Source organism: Streptomyces cellostaticus (assembly GCF_023630175.1).
GTDB lineage: Bacteria > Actinomycetota > Actinomycetes > Streptomycetales > Streptomycetaceae > Streptomyces > Streptomyces cellostaticus_A.
In genome coordinates this window covers 1-16,394 of the sequence record NZ_JALLIN010000076.1, presented here as the reverse complement: position 1 = coordinate 16,394, position 16,394 = coordinate 1, and the positions used below count along the sequence as shown (strand labels likewise).

Annotated in this window: 2 protein-coding genes; both read right to left on the bottom strand. The window is 74.9% G+C overall.

The genetic code is table 11. The features are described from left to right. Nucleotides 1–15,247 (bottom strand): type I polyketide synthase (locus MXD57_RS30185; RefSeq protein WP_250405351.1); only part of this gene is annotated, 15,247 nt, incomplete at its 3' end. 64 nt (nucleotides 15,248–15,311) lie between these two features. Next, on the bottom strand, nucleotides 15,312–16,394 hold a 1,083-nt coding region (locus tag MXD57_RS30180), incomplete at its 5' end, for a KR domain-containing protein (protein WP_250405350.1).

The following is a 16,394-nucleotide window of genomic DNA, read 5'->3' as shown; positions in this document are numbered from 1 at the left end:
GGGTGACGTCCTGGGTGGTGTCGAGCTGTTCGCGGTTCACGGCCCGCAGCGCCAGGCCGGTCACCGAGGCGACCGGTTCTCCGGCGGCGTCGGCGATGGTCAGGGCCACCTCTCCGCCACGGGCGGGCGCGAGGCGTACCCGCAGTTCGGTGGCGCCGACGGCGTGCAGGGACACGCCGGACCAGGAGAACGGCAGGCGTCCTTCGCCGCCGCCCCCGGCCTCGGTGCCGCCGAGTCCCAGGGCGTGCAGCGCCGCGTCCAGCAGGGCGGGGTGCAGGCCGAACCGGCCGCCCTCCGCCTCGGCGCTCTCCGGCAACGCGACCTCGGCGTAGACGTCACCGTCCTTCCGCCAGGCGGCGCGGAGCCCCCGGAACACCGGACCGTAACCGAAACCGGCGTCGGCGAGGCCCTCGTAGAGCCCCTCCACCGCGACCTGCTCCGCCCCGGCCGGCGGCCAGGCGGTCAGGGCCTGCAGAGCGTGTTCCGCTCCGGTCGCGAGCGTTCCGGTGGCGTGGCGGGTCCACGGGAGCTCGGTGTCCGCGCCCTCGGTCCGGGAGTGGAGCGCGAGGGCGCGGCGCCCCGCCTGGTCGGCGGCGCCGACCGACAGCCGGAGCTGCACGGCTGTGTGTTCGGGCAGCACCAGCGGTGCTTCCAGGGTCAGTTCGTCGACCCGGTCGCAGCCGACCTGGTCACCGGCGCGCAGCGCCAGCTCGACGAACGCCGTGCCCGGCAGCAGGACGGAGCCCATGACGGCGTGGTCCGCGAGCCACGGGTGCGTGGCCAGGGACAGCCGGCCGGTGAACAGGAAGCCGTCCGAGTCGGGCAGCTCGACCGCCGCGCCGAGCAGCGGGTGGTCGGTCGCGCCGAGTCCGGCCGAGGTGACGTCCCCCTGCGAGCGGCCCGCGTCGAGCCAGTAGGCGGCACGCTGGAAGGCGTACGTGGGCAGGTCGACGCGCCGGGCGCCGGCGGGGGCGTAGAACGCCTGCCAGTCGACGGGGACGCCACGGACATGCGCAGTGGCGAGCGCCGAGAGCAGGGTCCCGGCCTCCTCGCGGCCCGCTCGCAGGGCGGGCGCGAAGGCCACCGCGTCCGCGTCGACGGCCAGGCAGTCCTGGGCGAGGGCCGACAGCACACCGTCCGGGCCCAGTTCCAGGAACGTGGTGACCCCGGCGGCCTCCAGCGCACGGATCCCGTTGAGGAAACGGACGGCCTCGCGGACGTGACGTACCCAGAAGTCCGCCGAAACCATCTCGCCGGTGACCGGCGCGCCGGTCAGGTGGGAGACCAGCGGGATGCGGGGCGAGGCGTACGAGACCTGCTCGGCCACCGTACGGAACGCGTCCAGCATGCCGTCCATGTGCGGCGAGTGGAACGCGTGACTGACGCTGAGGCGCCTGGTCTTACGGCCCTGCTCCTCGAAGTGCCCGGCAACGACCACCGCGTCGGCCTCGTCGCCCGCGACCACGACCGACTGCGGACCATTGACCGCCGCGATGCTCACCCGCTCGGTGAGCAGCGGCAGGACCTCGTCCTCCGACGCCTGCACCGCGACCATCACGCCACCGGACGGCAGCGCCTGCATCAGACGGCCGCGGGCGGCCACCAGCCGGCACGCGTCCTCCAACGAGAACACCCCGGCCACATGCGCAGCGGCGATCTCACCGATCGAATGACCGGCCACGAAGTCGGGCCTCACGCCCCAGCTCTCCAGCAGCCGGAACAGCGCCACCTCCACCGCGAACAACGCCGGCTGCGCGAACTCCGTCCGATCCAGCGCGGCTCGGTCGTCGCCGAACAGCACATCCTTCAGCGGCAGATCAAGCCGCGCACACACCGCGTCCAGCGCCTGCGCGAACACCGGGAACGCCTCGTACAACTCACGACCCATACCCAGCCGCTGACTGCCCTGCCCCGTGAACAGGAACGCCAGCTTGCCGGCCACCGGCGAACCGGTGACGACGGCGGCCGACGTACGGCCCTCCGCCAGCGCGGTGAGGGCGGCCCGGAACCCGTCGCGGTCCTGGGCGACGACCGTGGCGCGGTGGTCGAAGACCGCCCGGCCGGTGGCGAGGGAGTAGCCGGTGTCGGTGGGCTCCTCCGAGGGGTGGGCGTCCAGGTGGGACAGCAGGCGTGCGGCCTGGGCGCGCAGCGCGTCGGGGGTCCTTGCGGAGAGGTTCCAGGGGAGGGCGGCCGGGGCCTGCTCCGTGCGGGTGCGGGCGGGTGCGGGCGTGGCGGGGGTGGCGTCGGCCTCGGTGTCGGGGGCGATCTCGATGATGGCGTGGGCGTTCGTACCGCTCATGCCGAAGGAGGACACGCCGGCACGGCGCGGGCGGCCGGTGTCGGGCCAGGCGCGCTGTTCGGTGAGCAGCGAGACCGCGCCCGCCGACCAGTCCACGTGGGGGGACGGTTCGTCGACGTGCAGGGTCTTGGGCAGCACGCCGTGGCGCATGGCCTGGACCATCTTGATGATGCCGGCGACACCGGCGGCGGCCTGGGTGTGGCCGAAGTTGGACTTGATGGAGCCGAGCCACAGCGGGCTGTCCTCGGGCCGGTCCTGGCCGTAGGTGGCGAGCAGGGCCTGGGCCTCGATGGGGTCGCCGAGGGTGGTGCCGGTGCCGTGCGCCTCGACGGCGTCGACCTCGGCGGCCGACAGGCCCGAGTTGGCGAGGGCCTGGCGGATGACGCGCTGCTGGGAGGGGCCGTTGGGGGCGGTCAGGCCGTTGCTCGCGCCGTCCTGGTTGACGGCGGTGCCGCGGACGACCGCCAGGACCTGGTGGCCGTTGCGGCGGGCGTCCGACAGCCGCTCGACGAGGAGCATGCCGGCGCCCTCGCCCCACGCGGTGCCGTCGGCGGCGGCCGCGAACGGCTTGCAGCGGCCGTCGCTCGCGAGACCGCGCTGGCGGCTGAACTCGGTGAAGACGTCGGGGGTGGTGATGATGGTGACGCCGCCCGCGAGGGCCAGGGAGCATTCGCCGTTGCGCAGGGCCTGCGCGGCGAGGTGCAGGGCCACCAGGGAGGAGGAGCAGGCGGTGTCGACGGTGACGGCGGGGCCCTCGAAGCCGAAGGTGTAGGAGACGCGGCCGGAGGCGATGCTGCTGGAGCCGCCGGTGCCGAGGTAGCCCTCGACGCCTTCGGGGACGGTGTTCAGCCGGGACACGTAGTCGTTGTGCATCTGGCCGACGAACACGCCGATCTGTTCGCCGCGCAGGCCGGTCGGGTCGATCCCGGCCCGCTCGAAGGCCTCCCAGGAGGTTTCCAGCAGCAGGCGCTGCTGCGGGTCCATGGCGAGGGCTTCGCGCGGGTTGATGCCGAAGAACGCCGGGTCGAAGTGGTGGGCGTCGTAGAAGAAGCCGCCCTCCCTGGCGTAGGAGGTGCCGGGGCTGTCGGGGTCGGGGTCGTAGAGCGCCTCGGTGTCCCAGCCACGGTCGTCGGGCAGGTGGGAGATGCCGTCGCGGCCTTCGGTGAGCAGCTCCCACAGGTCCTCGGGGGTGCGGACGTCGCCGGGGAAGCGGCAGCTCATGGCGACGATCGCGATGGGGTCGTCGGCCTCGACGGCGGTGGCGGCGACCCGCGGGAGCGCGGCGGCGGCCTCGGAGCCGAGGAGTTCGTCCAGGAGGTGGCCGGCGAGTGCGGTGGGGGTCGGGTAGTCGAAGACCAGGGTGGCGGGCAGCCGGATGCCGGCGGTCGCGCCGAGCCTGTTGCGGAACTCGACGGCGGTGAGCGAGTCGAAGCCGAGGTCCTTGAAGGCGCGGGTGGGTTCGACGGCGTCGGGGGTGGCGTGGCCGAGGACGGCTGCCACCTGGTTGCGTACGAGGTCGAGGAGGAGCGGGTCGCGCTCGTTCTCGGGGAGGCGTACGAGCTGCTCGACGAGCGGGGTGCCGCCGCCGGTGGCGGTGGCTTCGACGGCCCTGCGCAGCGGGGTGCGGACGAGGCCGCGCAGCAGCGCGGGGACCATGCTCGCGTCGGCCTGGCGCAGCGGTGCCAGGTCGAGCTGCATGGGCACGAGGTGGGCGTCGCCGAGGTGCCGGGCGGTGTCGAGGAGCGCGAGCCCTTCCTCGCTGGACAGGCCGAGGACGCCGGACCGGGTCATCCGGTCCTTGTCGGCGGTGTCGAGTTCGCCGGTCATTCCGCTGGCCTCGGCCCACAGGCCCCAGGCGAGGGAGGTGGCGGCGAGGCCGTGGGCCCGGCGGTGGTGGGCGAGGGCGTCGAGGAAGACGTTGGCGGCCGCGTAGTTGGCCTGGCCCGCGCCGCCGAAGGTGCCGGCGGCGGAGGAGAACAGGACGAAGTCCGCCAGGTCGAGGTGGCGGGTCAGTTCGTGCAGGTGGAGGGCCGCGTCGGCCTTGGGCCTGAGGACATGGTCGATGCGCTCGGGGGTGAGGGCGTCGACGACGCCGTCGTCGAGGACGCCGGCGGTGTGGATGACGGCGGTCAGCGGGTGCTCGGCGGGTACGGCGTCGATCAGGGCGGCGAGCGCGTCGCGGTCGGCGGCGTCGCAGGCGGCGATGGTGACGTCGGCGCCCAGCTCGCGCAGTTCGGCGGCGAGTTCGGCGGCGCCGGTGGCGGCCTCGCCGCGGCGGCTGGTGAGCAGCAGGCGGCGGGCGCCCCGGGTGGTGACGGCGTGCCGGGCGACGAGCGCGCCGAGCGTGCCGGTGCCGCCGGTGATGAGGACGGTGCCGTCCGGGTTCCACTCGGCGGGCAGGGTGAGCACGATCTTGCCGACGTGGCGTGCCTGGCTGAGGTAGCGGAACGCCTCGGGGGCCTGCCTGAGGTCCCAGGCGGAGACCGGTATCGGGCGCAGGGCGCCGGTGCGGAAGAGGGCGAGGAGCTCGGTGAGCATCTCCTGGATGCGGTCCAGGCCGGCCTCGGTGAGGTCGAAGGCCTGGTAGGTGACGCCGGGGTGGGCGTCGGCGACGTCCTGCGGGGAGCGGACGTCGGTCTTGCCCATTTCGACGAAGCGTCCGCCGCGCGGCAGCAGCCGCAGGGAGGCGTCGACGAACTCGCGGGCGAGCGAGTCGAGGACGACGTCGACGCCGCGTCCACCGGTGGCGGTGCGGAAGGTGTCCTCGAAGTCGAGGGTGCGGGAGGAGGCGATCCGGTCGTCGGTGAGTCCGAGGCCGCGGAGGGTGTCCCACTTCCCGGGGCTCGCCGTGGCGTACACGTCGGCGCCCCAGTGGCGGGCGAGCTGGACGGCGGCCATGCCGACGCCGCCGGCGGCGGCGTGCACGAGGAGCGCTTCGCCGTCGCGCAGTCCGGCGAGGTCGTGGAGCGCGTAGTACGCCGTCATGAAGACGATCGGTACGGCGGCGGCCTCGGCGAAGGTCCAGCCCTCGGGCATGGGGGCGATCATGCGGCGGTCGACGACGGTGAGGGGGCCGAACGCGCCGGGCAGCATGCCCATGACGCGGTCGCCGGGGGCGAGGTCGGTGACGCCGGGTCCGGTCTCCAGGACGATGCCGGCGCCTTCGCTGCCCATGAGGCCGGGGTCGCCGGGGTACATGCCGAGGGCGTTCAGGACGTCGCGGAAGTTGAGGCCGGCGGCGCGGACGGCGACGCGGACCTGGCCGGGTTCCAGGGGGGCTTGGGACTCGGGGCTGGGAACGAGGGTGAGGTTGTCGAGGGTGCCCTTGTCCTCGATGTCCATGCGCCAGGCGGCCCCGTCCTGGGGCGGGGTGAGCGGGGTGGTGGCGGGGACGCGGGCGAGCCGGGGGGCGTGGACGGTGCCGCGGCGGACGGCGATTTGCGGCTCGCCGCCGGTGAGGGCCGTGTGGAGGGCGTCCGCCGAGGCGGTGTCGGTGTCGAGGTCGGCGAGGACGAACCGGTCGGGGTTCTCCGACTGGGCGGTGCGGACCAGGCCCCACACGGGTGCGTGGGTCAGGTCGGCGAGGTCCCAGTCGCCCTGGGTGGCGACGGCGCCGCGGGTGACGAACACCAGGCGGGAGGCGGCGAACCGGTCGTCGGCGAGCCATGCCTTGACCAGGCCGAGGGCCTGGTGCGTGGCGGTGTGGACGTCGTCCGCGAGGGTGCTGCCACCGGTGGTCCCGGAGGTGTGGTCGACCAGGACGTACGCGGGTGCCGGGGTGCCCGCGTCGAGGGCGGCGCGCAGGCCGTCCAGGTCGGGGTGGGTGTGGCCGGGCAGCGTGGTCGTGGGCGCGCCGATGACGGCCCAGGCGTCGGTGGTGGCGTCCTCGCCGGTGGGGGCGGTCGGCACGGTGGCCCAGTCGACGCGGAACAGCGACTCGTGGTGTGCGGGCCGGTGGGCGCCGAGCTGGTCGGCGGAGACGGGCCGCAGCATCAGGTGGTCGACGGCGGCGACGGGTGCGCCGGTGGTGTCGGCGACCTGGAGGGTGAGCGAGTCCGGGCCGTCGGGGGTGAGGCGTACGCGCAGTGCGGCGGCGCCGACGGCGTGCAGGGACACCCCGCGCCAGGAGAACGGCAGCCGGCCCTGACGGTCGCCGTCCGGGGACGGCTGGACGAACGTAGCGTGCAGGGCGGCGTCGAGCAGTGCCGGGTGGAGGCCGAAGCGGGCGGCGTCGGACTGCCGGTCGTCGGGCAGGGCGACCTCGGCGTACACGTCGTCGCCGTGGAGCCAGGCGGCGCGGAGTCCCTGGAAGAGGGGGCCGTAGGCGAAGCCGCCCTGGCCGAGGTGCTCGTAGAGGCCGTCGACGCCGACGGCTTCGGCGCCGGGCGGGGGCCAGGCGGACAGGTCGAAGGCGGGGCGCGGGGAGCCGGTGGCGAGGATGCCGCCGGCGTGCCGGGTCCAGGGCTGGTCGGCGGGGGCGTCCGGGTCGCTGGAGTACAGGTCCAGGGTGCGGCGGCCGGCCCGGTCGGGGGCGCCGACGACGATCTGGAGCCGTACCGCGGTGTGCGGGGCGAGGACCAGGGGGGCTTCGAGGGTGAGCTCTTCGAGGAGGTCGCACCCGGCCTGGTCGCCGGCGCGGATGGCGAGTTCGACGAAGGCGGTGCCCGGCAGCAGGACGGTGCCCATGACGGCGTGGTCGGCCAGCCAGGGGTGGGTGTCGAGGGAGAGGCGGCCGGTGAAGAGGAGGCCTTCGCCGTCGGCGAGGGCGACGGAGGCGCCGAGCAGCGGGTGGTGGGCGGCGCCCAGACCCGCCGATTCGACGTCGCCGACGTGGCCCTCCGGGGCTTCGAGCCAGAACCGGTCGCGCTGGAAGGCGTAGGTGGGCAGCTCGACGCGGCGGGCGCCGGTGCCGGCGAAGTAGGCGTCCCAGTCCAGCGGCACGCCGCGGGCGTGGATGGCGGCGACGGCGGCGGTCAGGGCTTCGGCCTCGCCGCGGTCGTGGCGCAGCGCCGGTACGAACACGGCGGTGTCGGCCGGGTCGGCGGTGTCGGGCAGGCAGTCGCGGCCGAGGCCGGACAGGACGCCGCGAGGGCCGAGTTCGAGGTAGGTGGTGACGTGTTCGGCGTCCAGGGTGCGGATGCCGTCGAGGAAGCGGACCGCTTCGCGGACGTGGGAGACCCAGTGGTCGGCGGTGCGCAGTTCGTCGCCGGCGACGCGTCCGGTGAGGTTGGTGACGACGGGGATGACGGGCGGGTGGTAGGTGAGGGTTTCGGCGACCTCGCGGAACGCGTCGAGCATGCCGTCCATGAGCGGCGAGTGGAAGGCGTGGCTGACGGTGAGCCGCCTGGTGCGCCGGCCGCGCCGCTCGAACTCGGCGGCGACGTCCAGGGCGAGCGTCTCCTCGCCGGAGACGACGACGGCGGAGGCGGAGTTGACGGCGGCGATGCCGACGCGGTCCTCGTGGCCGGCGAGCAGCGGCCGGACCTCGTCCTCGGTGGCGGTGATGGCGATCATCGCGCCGCCTTCGGGGAGTTCCTGCATAAGGCGGCCCCGGGCGGCGACGAGGGTGGCCGCGTCGGTGAGCGAGAGGACGCCCGCGACGTGCGCGGCGGTGATCTCGCCGATGGAGTGCCCGCTGACGAAGTCGGGGCGTACGCCCCAGGACTCGACGAGCCGGTAGAGCGCGGTCTCCAGGGCGAACAGGGCGGGCTGGGTGCAGCCGGTCCGGTCGAGGAGGCCGCTGTCGTCGGTGAACAGCACGTCCTTGAGGGGCTGTTCGAGGTGGGGGTCGAGGGCGGTGCAGACCGCGTCCAGTGCCTCGGCGAAGGCCGGGTAGGTGTCGTACAGTTCGCGGCCCATGCCGGGGCGCTGGCTGCCCTGTCCGGTGAACAGGACGGCGGTCCGGCCGTCGGCGGTGGTGTGGCGGACGACCTGGGCGTCGTCGTGTCCTTCGGCGAGGGCGGCGAGCCCGGTGAGGAGCGCGTCGCGGTCGTGGGCGACGACGGCGGCGCGGCGGTCGAGCGCGGTACGGGTGGTGGCGAGGGAGAGCGCCACGTCGGCGGGGGCCGTGTCCGGGCGCTGCCGGAGGTGGTCGGCCAGTCGTGCCGCCTGGGCGGCCAGCGCGGCGGGGGTGCGGCCGGAGAGGGTGAACGGCAGCGGTGTGCCGGCCGGGAGGCCGGTGGGCGCGGGGGTCGCCGTGTCGTCGGCGGGCGGCTGCTCGATGATGACGTGCGCGTTGGTGCCGCTGACGCCGAACGAGGAGATGCCCGCGCGGCGGGGTCGGCCGGTGTCGGGCCAGTCGGCGGCCTCGGTGAGCAGGGAGACGGCGCCGGCGGCCCAGTCGATGTGCGGGGAGGGTTCGCCGATGTGCAGCGACGGCGGCATGACGCCGTGGCGCATGGCGAGGACCATCTTGATGATGCCGGCGGCGCCGGCGGCGGCCTGGGTGTGGCCGATGTTCGACTTGATGGAGCCGAGGCGGAGCGGGCTGTCCTCGGGGCGGTCCTGGCCGTAGGTGGCGAGCAGGGCCTGGGCCTCGATGGGGTCGCCGAGGGTGGTGCCGGTGCCGTGTGCCTCGACGGCGTCGACGTCGGCGGTGGTGAGGCCGGCGTTGGCGAGGGCCTGGCGGATGACGCGCTGCTGGGAGGGGCCGTTGGGGGCGGTCAGGCCGTTGCTGGCGCCGTCCTGGTTGACGGCGGTGCCGCGGACGACGGCGAGGACCTGGTGGCCGTTGCGGCGGGCGTCGGAGAGGCGCTCGACGAGGATCATGCCCGCGCCCTCGGCCCAGCCGGTGCCGTCCGCGTCGGCGGAGAACGACTTGCAGCGGCCGTCGGTGGCGAGGCCCCGCTGGCGGCTGAAGTCGATGAAGGTGTCGGGGGTGGACATGACGGTGACGCCGCCCGCGAGGGCCATGTCGCACTCGCCGTTGCGCAGTGCCTGCGCGGCGAGGTGCAGGGCCACCAGGGAGGAGGAGCAGGCGGTGTCGACGGTGACGGCGGGGCCTTCGAGGCCGAGGGTGTAGGAGACGCGGCCGGAGGCGACGCTGCCGGCGGTGCCGGTGCCGAGGTAGCCCTCCAGGCCCTCGGGGACGGCCGGGAGCCGGGTCAGGTAGTCGTGGTACATGACACCGGCGAACACACCGGTGCGGCTGCCGCGCATGGACGACGGGTCGATCCCGGCCCGCTCGAACGCCTCCCAGGAGGTCTCCAGCAGGAGCCGCTGGTGCGGGTCCATGGCGAGGGCTTCGCGCGGGTTGATGCCGAAGAAGTCGGCGTCGAAGTCGGCGGCGTCGTGGAGGAAGCCGCCTTCGCGGGTGTAGGAGGTGCCGGCCCGGCCGGGGTCGGAGTCGTACAGCGCGTCGAGGTTCCAGCCGCGGTCGGTGGGGAACGGCGATATCGCGTCGGTGGAGCCGGCGACGAGCTGCCACAGCTCCTCGGGGCCGGTGACGCCGCCGGGGTAGCGGCAGCTCATGCCGACGATGGCGATGAGGTCGTCGTCGGGGCCGGTGGTCGCGGCGACCGGCGCCGTGACCGCCTCGTCGCCGAGGAGTTCGCCGCGCAGGTGGGCGGCCAGGCTGTGGGGGGTGGGGTAGTCGAAGACGAGGGTGGCCGGGAGCCGCACCCCGGTGGCGGAGCCCAGCCGGTTGCGGAGTTCGACGGCGGTCAGCGAGTCGAAGCCCAGTTCCTTGAAGGCGCGGCCCGGGTCGACGGCCTCGGGGCCGGGGTAGCCGAGGACGGCGGCGACCTGGACGCGGACGGTGTCCAGCAGCAGCCGGTCCCGTTCGGTGGCGGTCAGCGGCAGCAGCCGCTCGGCGAGGCCGCCCGCGGGCGGCCCGTCCGGGGTGTCGGCGGCGGCCCGGCGTGCGGGGGCGCGGACGAGGCCGCGCAGCAGCGCGGGGACCATGCTCGCGTCGGCGTGCCGCAGCGACGCCAGGTCCAGGTGCATGGGGACGGCGGTGGGGTCGCCGACGGCGCGGGCGGTGTCCAGCAGCGCCAGGCCCTCGGCGGAGGACAGGGCGGCGACTCCGGCGCGGGAGATCCGCTCCAGGTCGGCGTCGGCGAGGTCGGAGGTCATGCCGCTGCGTTCGGCCCACAGGCCCCAGGCGAGCGCGGTGGCGGGCAGCCCCTCGGCGCGGCGGCGCTGGGCGAGCGCGTCGAGGAAGGCGTTGGCGGCGGCGTAGTTGGCCTGGCCGGGGCCCCCGAGGGTGCCGGCGGCGGCGGAGAACAGCACGAACGCGGCGAGGTCCGCGTCGCGGGTCAGCTCGTGCAGGTGGACGGCCGCGTCGAGCTTGGCGGGCAGGACGCGGTCGACGCGCTCGGGTGTGAGCGCCTCCAGGATCCCGTCGTCGAGGACGCCGGCAGTGTGGACGACGGCGGTCAGCGGGTGCTCGGCCGGTACGGTGCCGAGGAGCGCGGCGAGCGCCTCGCGATCGGCGGCGTCGCAGGCGGCGATCGTGACGTCGGCGCCCATCTCGCGCAGTTCGGCGGCGAGTTCGGCGGCGCCGGCGGCGGCCTCGCCCCGGCGGCTGGTGAGCAGCAGATGGCGTACGCCGTGTGCGGTGACCAGGTGCCGGGCGACGAGGCCGCCGAGGGTGCCGGTGGCGCCGGTGACCAGGGCGGTGCCGTCCGGGTCGAGGGCGGGCGCCTCCTGGCCGGGTACGGCGGCGACGCGGGCGAGGCGGGGCACCAGCGCGGCGCCCTCACGGAGGGCGAGCTGCGGTTCGGTGGTGGCGAGCGCGGCGGGCAGGGCGTGCAGGGACTCGGGGCTTGCGTCCACGTCGAGCAGGACGAAACGGTCCGGGTGCTCGGACTGCGCGGAGCGCAGCAGGCCCCACAGCGGGGCGTGCGCCAGGTCGGCGACGTCGGACGCGGGTGTGGTGGCGACGGCGTCGCGGGTGACGAACACCAGCCGGGAGCCGGCCAGGCGGTCGTCGGCGAGCCAGGCCTGGGCGAGGTCCAGGGCGCGGTGGAGCGCGTCCCGGGCGGCGCCGGGCAGGTCGGTGCCGAGGGGGGTGCGCTCGACGGCGCCGGAGGCGGGGAAGGGGACGACGACGGCCTGCGGGACGGGGCCGCCCGCGTCCAGGGCCGTGCCGAGCGCGGCGAGGTCGGTGTGGACGGTGGCGGTGGGCAGGGCGGTGGCGTACGGGGTGTCCGTGTCGCCGAGCAACGCCCACTGGCCGGCGGCGACGGTGAGGGCGGCCGGGAGGGGCACACCGGTCCAGTCGACCCGGAACAGCGACTCGTGGAAGGCGGTGCGCGCGGCGTGCACCTGCTCGGGGGAGACGGGGCGCAGCAGCAGCGCGTCGACGGCGGCGACGGGTGCGCCGGTCTCGTCGGCGAGGGTCACCGACACCGTGTCGTTGCCCGCGGGGGCGAGCCGTACGCGCAGGGCCCGGGCGCCGACGGCCCGGAGGGTGACGCCGCTCCAGGAGAACGGCAGCCTGCCGTGCTCGGTGTCTTCCAGGAGGGAGCCGATGCCGACGGCGTGGAGGGCGGCGTCCAGCAGCGCGGGGTGCAGGCCGAACAGGGCGGCCTCGTCGTGGGCGCCGCGGGGCAGGCGGACCTCGGCGAACACCTCGTCGCCGCGCTGCCAGGCGGCGCGCAGGCCCTGGAAGACGGGGCCGTAGGCGAACCCGGAGCCGGCGAGGTAGTCGTACAGGCCTTCGACGTCGACCTCGGTGGCGTCCTTCGGCGGCCAGCTCGTGAGGTCGGTGCCGGCGGGTTCCCGGCCGGCCGGGGCGGCCGGGGCGAGCACGCCGGTGGCGTGCCGGGTCCAGGTGCCCTCGCCCCAGGTGTCGTCGGCGGCGTCCTCGGGCCGGGAGTGCAGGGTCAGCGATCGGCGGCCTCCGGCGTCGGGAGCGCCGACGGCGAGCTGGATCTGCACACCGCCGTGCGGGGGCAGCACCAGCGGCGCCTCGAGGGTGAGTTCGTCCAGCAGGCCGCAGCCGGTGTGGTCGCCCGCCTGGAGCGCCAGCTCGACGAAGGCGGTGCCGGGCAACAGGACGGTGTCCATCACCGTGTGGTCGGCGAGCCAGGGGTGGGTGGCCAGCGAGAGGCGGCCGGTGAACAGGTGCCCGTCGCCGTCCGCCAGCGCGATGGCCGCGCCGAGCAGCGGGTGGTCGGCGGAGCCGATGCCGGCGGCGGTGACGTCGCCGCCCCAGGCGGTGGGCTGCTCGGGCCAGTGCAGCTCACGCTGGAAGGCGTACGTGGGCAGGTCGACGCGGGTGGCGCCGCGCCCGGCGAGGACGGCGGACCAGTCGACGGGGACGCCGTGGACGTGGGCCCGGGCGACGGCCGCGGCGAAGGCGGCCGCCTCGGGGCGCTCGCCGCGCAGGACGGGGACGAAGACGGCGTCCCGGTCGGTGACGCACTCCTGCGCCAGGGCGGTGAGCACTCCCCCGGGGCCCACCTCGACGAAGGTGGTCACGCCCTGGTCGGCGAGCCGGCGCACGCCGTCGAGGAAGCGGACCGCCTCGCGGACGTGGCGCACCCAGTAGTCGGGGCGGCAGATCTCCTCCGCGGTGACGGAGGCGCCGGTCAGGTTGGACACCAGGGGGATGACGGGCGGGGCGTACGCGACGGACTCGGCGACCTCGCGGAACGCGTCGAGCATGCCGTCCATCAGGGGCGAGTGGAAGGCGTGGCTGACGGTCAGCCGCTTGGTCCGGCGGCCGCGCCGCTCGAACTCGGCGGCGAGCGCCGTGGTGGCGTCCGCGTCGCCCGAGACGACGACGGAGCGGGGGCCGTTGACGGCCGCGACGCCCACCCGGTCGGCGAGCAGCGGCGCGACCTCGTCCTCGGTGGCCTCGACGGCGATCATGGCGCCGCCGGCGGGCAGGGCCTGCATCAGCCGGCCGCGGGCGGCGACCAGCCTGGCCGCGTCGGGGAGGGTGAGGACGCCCGAGACGTGGGCGGCGACCAGCTCGCCGATGGAGTGTCCGATGAGGAAGTCGGGGGTGACGCCCCACTGTTCGAGCTGCCGGTGCAGGGCGACCTCGACGGCGAACAGGGCCGACTGGGTCCAGGCGGTCCGGTCGAGGAGGTCCGCCTCGGGGGTGCCCTCCTCGGCGAAGAGCACGTCGTACAGCGGGCGTTCGAGGTGCTGGTCCAGTTCGGCGGCGACCTCGTCGAGGGCGCGGGCGAAGCCGGGGTGGCCGGCGTACAGTTCGCGGCCCATGCCGAGGCGCTGGCTGCCCTGGCCGGAGAAGAGGAAGGCGGTCTTGCCCTCGCCGGTGGCGCCGAGGACGTGGTCGGTGCCCTGTTCCCCGGCGGCGAGCGCGGTGAGGTCGGCGAGCAGGCTGTCGCGGTCGGTGCTGAACAGCACGGCCCGGCGGTCCAGCGACGAGCGGCTGGTGGCCAGGGAGAAGCCGAGGTCGGTCAGGCCCGCGGGGTCGGCGGCGAGGTCGGGGTGGGCGCGCAGGTGGGCGGCGAGCCGGTCGGCCTGGGCACGCAGCGCGGTGTCGCTCTGGCCCGACACCAGCAGCGGTACGGGGCCGGTGGCGCCCTCGGCGGGCCGCTCGGCGGGGGCCGTCGCGTCGCCGGGGGCGTCGTCCGGGTCCACGGCGGGTGGGGCCTGCTCGATGACGGTGTGCGCGTTGGTCCCGCTGACGCCGAAGGACGAGATGCCGGCGCGGCGCGGCTGGCCGGTCTCCGGCCACGGCACGGCCTCGGTCAGCAGCCTGACGTCTCCGGCGTCCCAGTCGACGTTCCCGGACGGCCGGTCGATGTGGAGTGACTCGGGCAGGACGCCGTGGCGGATCGCCTGGACCATTTTGATGATGCCGGCGACACCGGCGGCGGCCTGGGTGTGGCCGATGTTCGACTTGATCGAGCCGAGCCACAGGGGGCGGCCGTCGGGCCGGTTCTGGCCGTAGGTGGCGAGGATGGCCTGCGCCTCGATCGGGTCGCCCAGCGTCGTGCCCGTGCCGTGCGCCTCGACCACGTCGACCTGCGCGGGGGTGAGCCGGGCGTTGGTGAGCGCCTGGCGGATGACGCGCTGCTGCGACGGGCCGTTGGGCGCGGTCAGGCCGTTGCTCGCACCGTCCTGGTTGATCGCCGAGCCGCGCACCACGGCCAGCACCGGGTGCCCGTTCTTGCGCGCGTCGGACAGTTTCTCGACGAGCAGCATGCCGACGCCCTCGCCCCAGCCGGTGCCGTCGGCGCCGTCGGCGAACGGCTTGCAGCGGCCGTCGGGGGCGAGCCCGCGCTGCCGGCTGAACTGGACGAACGCACGCGGGCTCGACATGACGGTGACACCGCCCGCGAGCGCCAGTGTGCACTCGTCGTTGCGCAGCGCCTGCACCGCGAGGTGCAGGGCGACCAGCGAGGCGGAGCAGGCGGTGTCTACGGTGACCGCCGGACCCTCCAGACCGAAGGTGTAGGAGAGGCGGCCGGAGACGACACTGGCGGCGTTTCCGGTGAGGAGGTACCCCTCGACGCCCTTGGGCACCTCACGCAGCAGTTCCGGATAGTCCTGGCCGTTCGTGCCGATGAAGACGCCGGCCTTGCCGCCGCGCAGCGCGGCCGGGTCGATTCCGGCTCTTTCGAACGTCTCCCAGGAGGTTTCCAGCAGCAGGCGCTGCTGCGGGTCCATGCCGAGGGTTTCCCGCGGACTGATCCCGAAGAACGCGGCGTCGAATTCGCCGACACCGTCGAGGAACCCGCCCTCACGGGTGTAGGAGGTTCCTTGCTGGTCGGGGTCGGCGTCGTACAGCGACTCGATGTCCCAGCCACGGTCGGTGGGGAAGTCGGTGATCGCGTCCCGGCCCCCGGCGACCAGGTCCCACAGGTCCTCCGGCGACTCGATGCCGCCGGGGAACCGGCAGCTCATGCCGACGATCGCGATCGGCTCCGGCTCCTGGGCCTCGACCTCGCGAAGGCGCTGCCGCGTCTGATGCAGATCGGCCGTCACCCGCTTCAGGTAGCCGAGGATCTTGTCCTGATCTGCCATTGGAACCTCACCCATGCTTATCGTCACAAACCCTTGCGCCTGCTACTGCCTGCTGTCCGCCGTGCTAGATGCCGAGCTCTTTCTCGATGAAGTCGAAGAGCTCGTCCGGCGTGGCCTCCTGAAGCTTTTCGGTCACGGCCTCGCCATGTGAATCGGTGTGCGGTTCACCCCATTTCGCCAGGAGGGCCTGCAGACGCAGCGCGATGTCGGTACGTGTGTCACCGTCGGAATCGTCCGGGTCGACCACGGAGAGCGCGGACTCCAGCTTTTCGAGTTCCGCGATTCCCGGGGCGGCCCCGCCACTTCCGTCCTGGGTGATCTCCGCCCGGAGGAATTCGGCCAGCACCGCCGGGGTCGGGTGGTCGAACACGAGCGTGGCCGGGAGCCGTAGCCCGGTGGCGGCGTTGAGGCGGTTGCGCAGCTCCAGCGCGATCAGGGAGTCGAAGCCGAGCTCCTTGAACGCGCGTCCCGCGCCCACCTCGTCGGTCGTGGGGTGCCCCAGCGCGGTGGCCGCGTGGGAGCGGACCAGTTCGAGCACGGCCAGGGCCTGCTCGGCCTGCGGCATGACGGCGAGCCGTGCCCGCAGCGCCTCGGCCGGGGAGTGCTCCCCGCCCGCCTCGCCGCCGGCCGCCGTCGCCCCGGCGAGCTGCCGCACCTCGGGCAGGTCGGCGAGGAAGGGGCTGCGGCGTACGGCGGTGTAGCCGGGTGCGAACCGCTCCCACTGGATGTCGGCGACCGCCACGGCCGCCTCCGCCCGGTCGAGGATCTGCTGGAGGGCGCCGATCGCGGAGCGCGGCGCCATGGCGGGGACCCCGCCCCGGTCCAGCCGCTCCCCGATCGCACCGCCCGCGGCGAGCCCGCTGTCACCCCAGCGGCCCCAGGCCACGGACGTCGCGGCCAGCCCGTCGGCGTGCCGCTGCTCCGCCAGGGCGTCCAGGTAGGCGTTGGCGGCCGCGTAGTTGCCCTGACCGGCGTCGCCGAGCGTGCCGGCCACACCGGAGAACAGGACGAACGCGGACAGGTCCAGGTCGCGGGTCAACTCGTGGAGGGTGAGCGCCGCGTCCGCCTTGGGGGCGAGCACGGTCGCGAACCGCTCCGGCGTCAGCGCGTCGATGACACCGTCGTCGAGGACCCCGGCCGTGTGCAT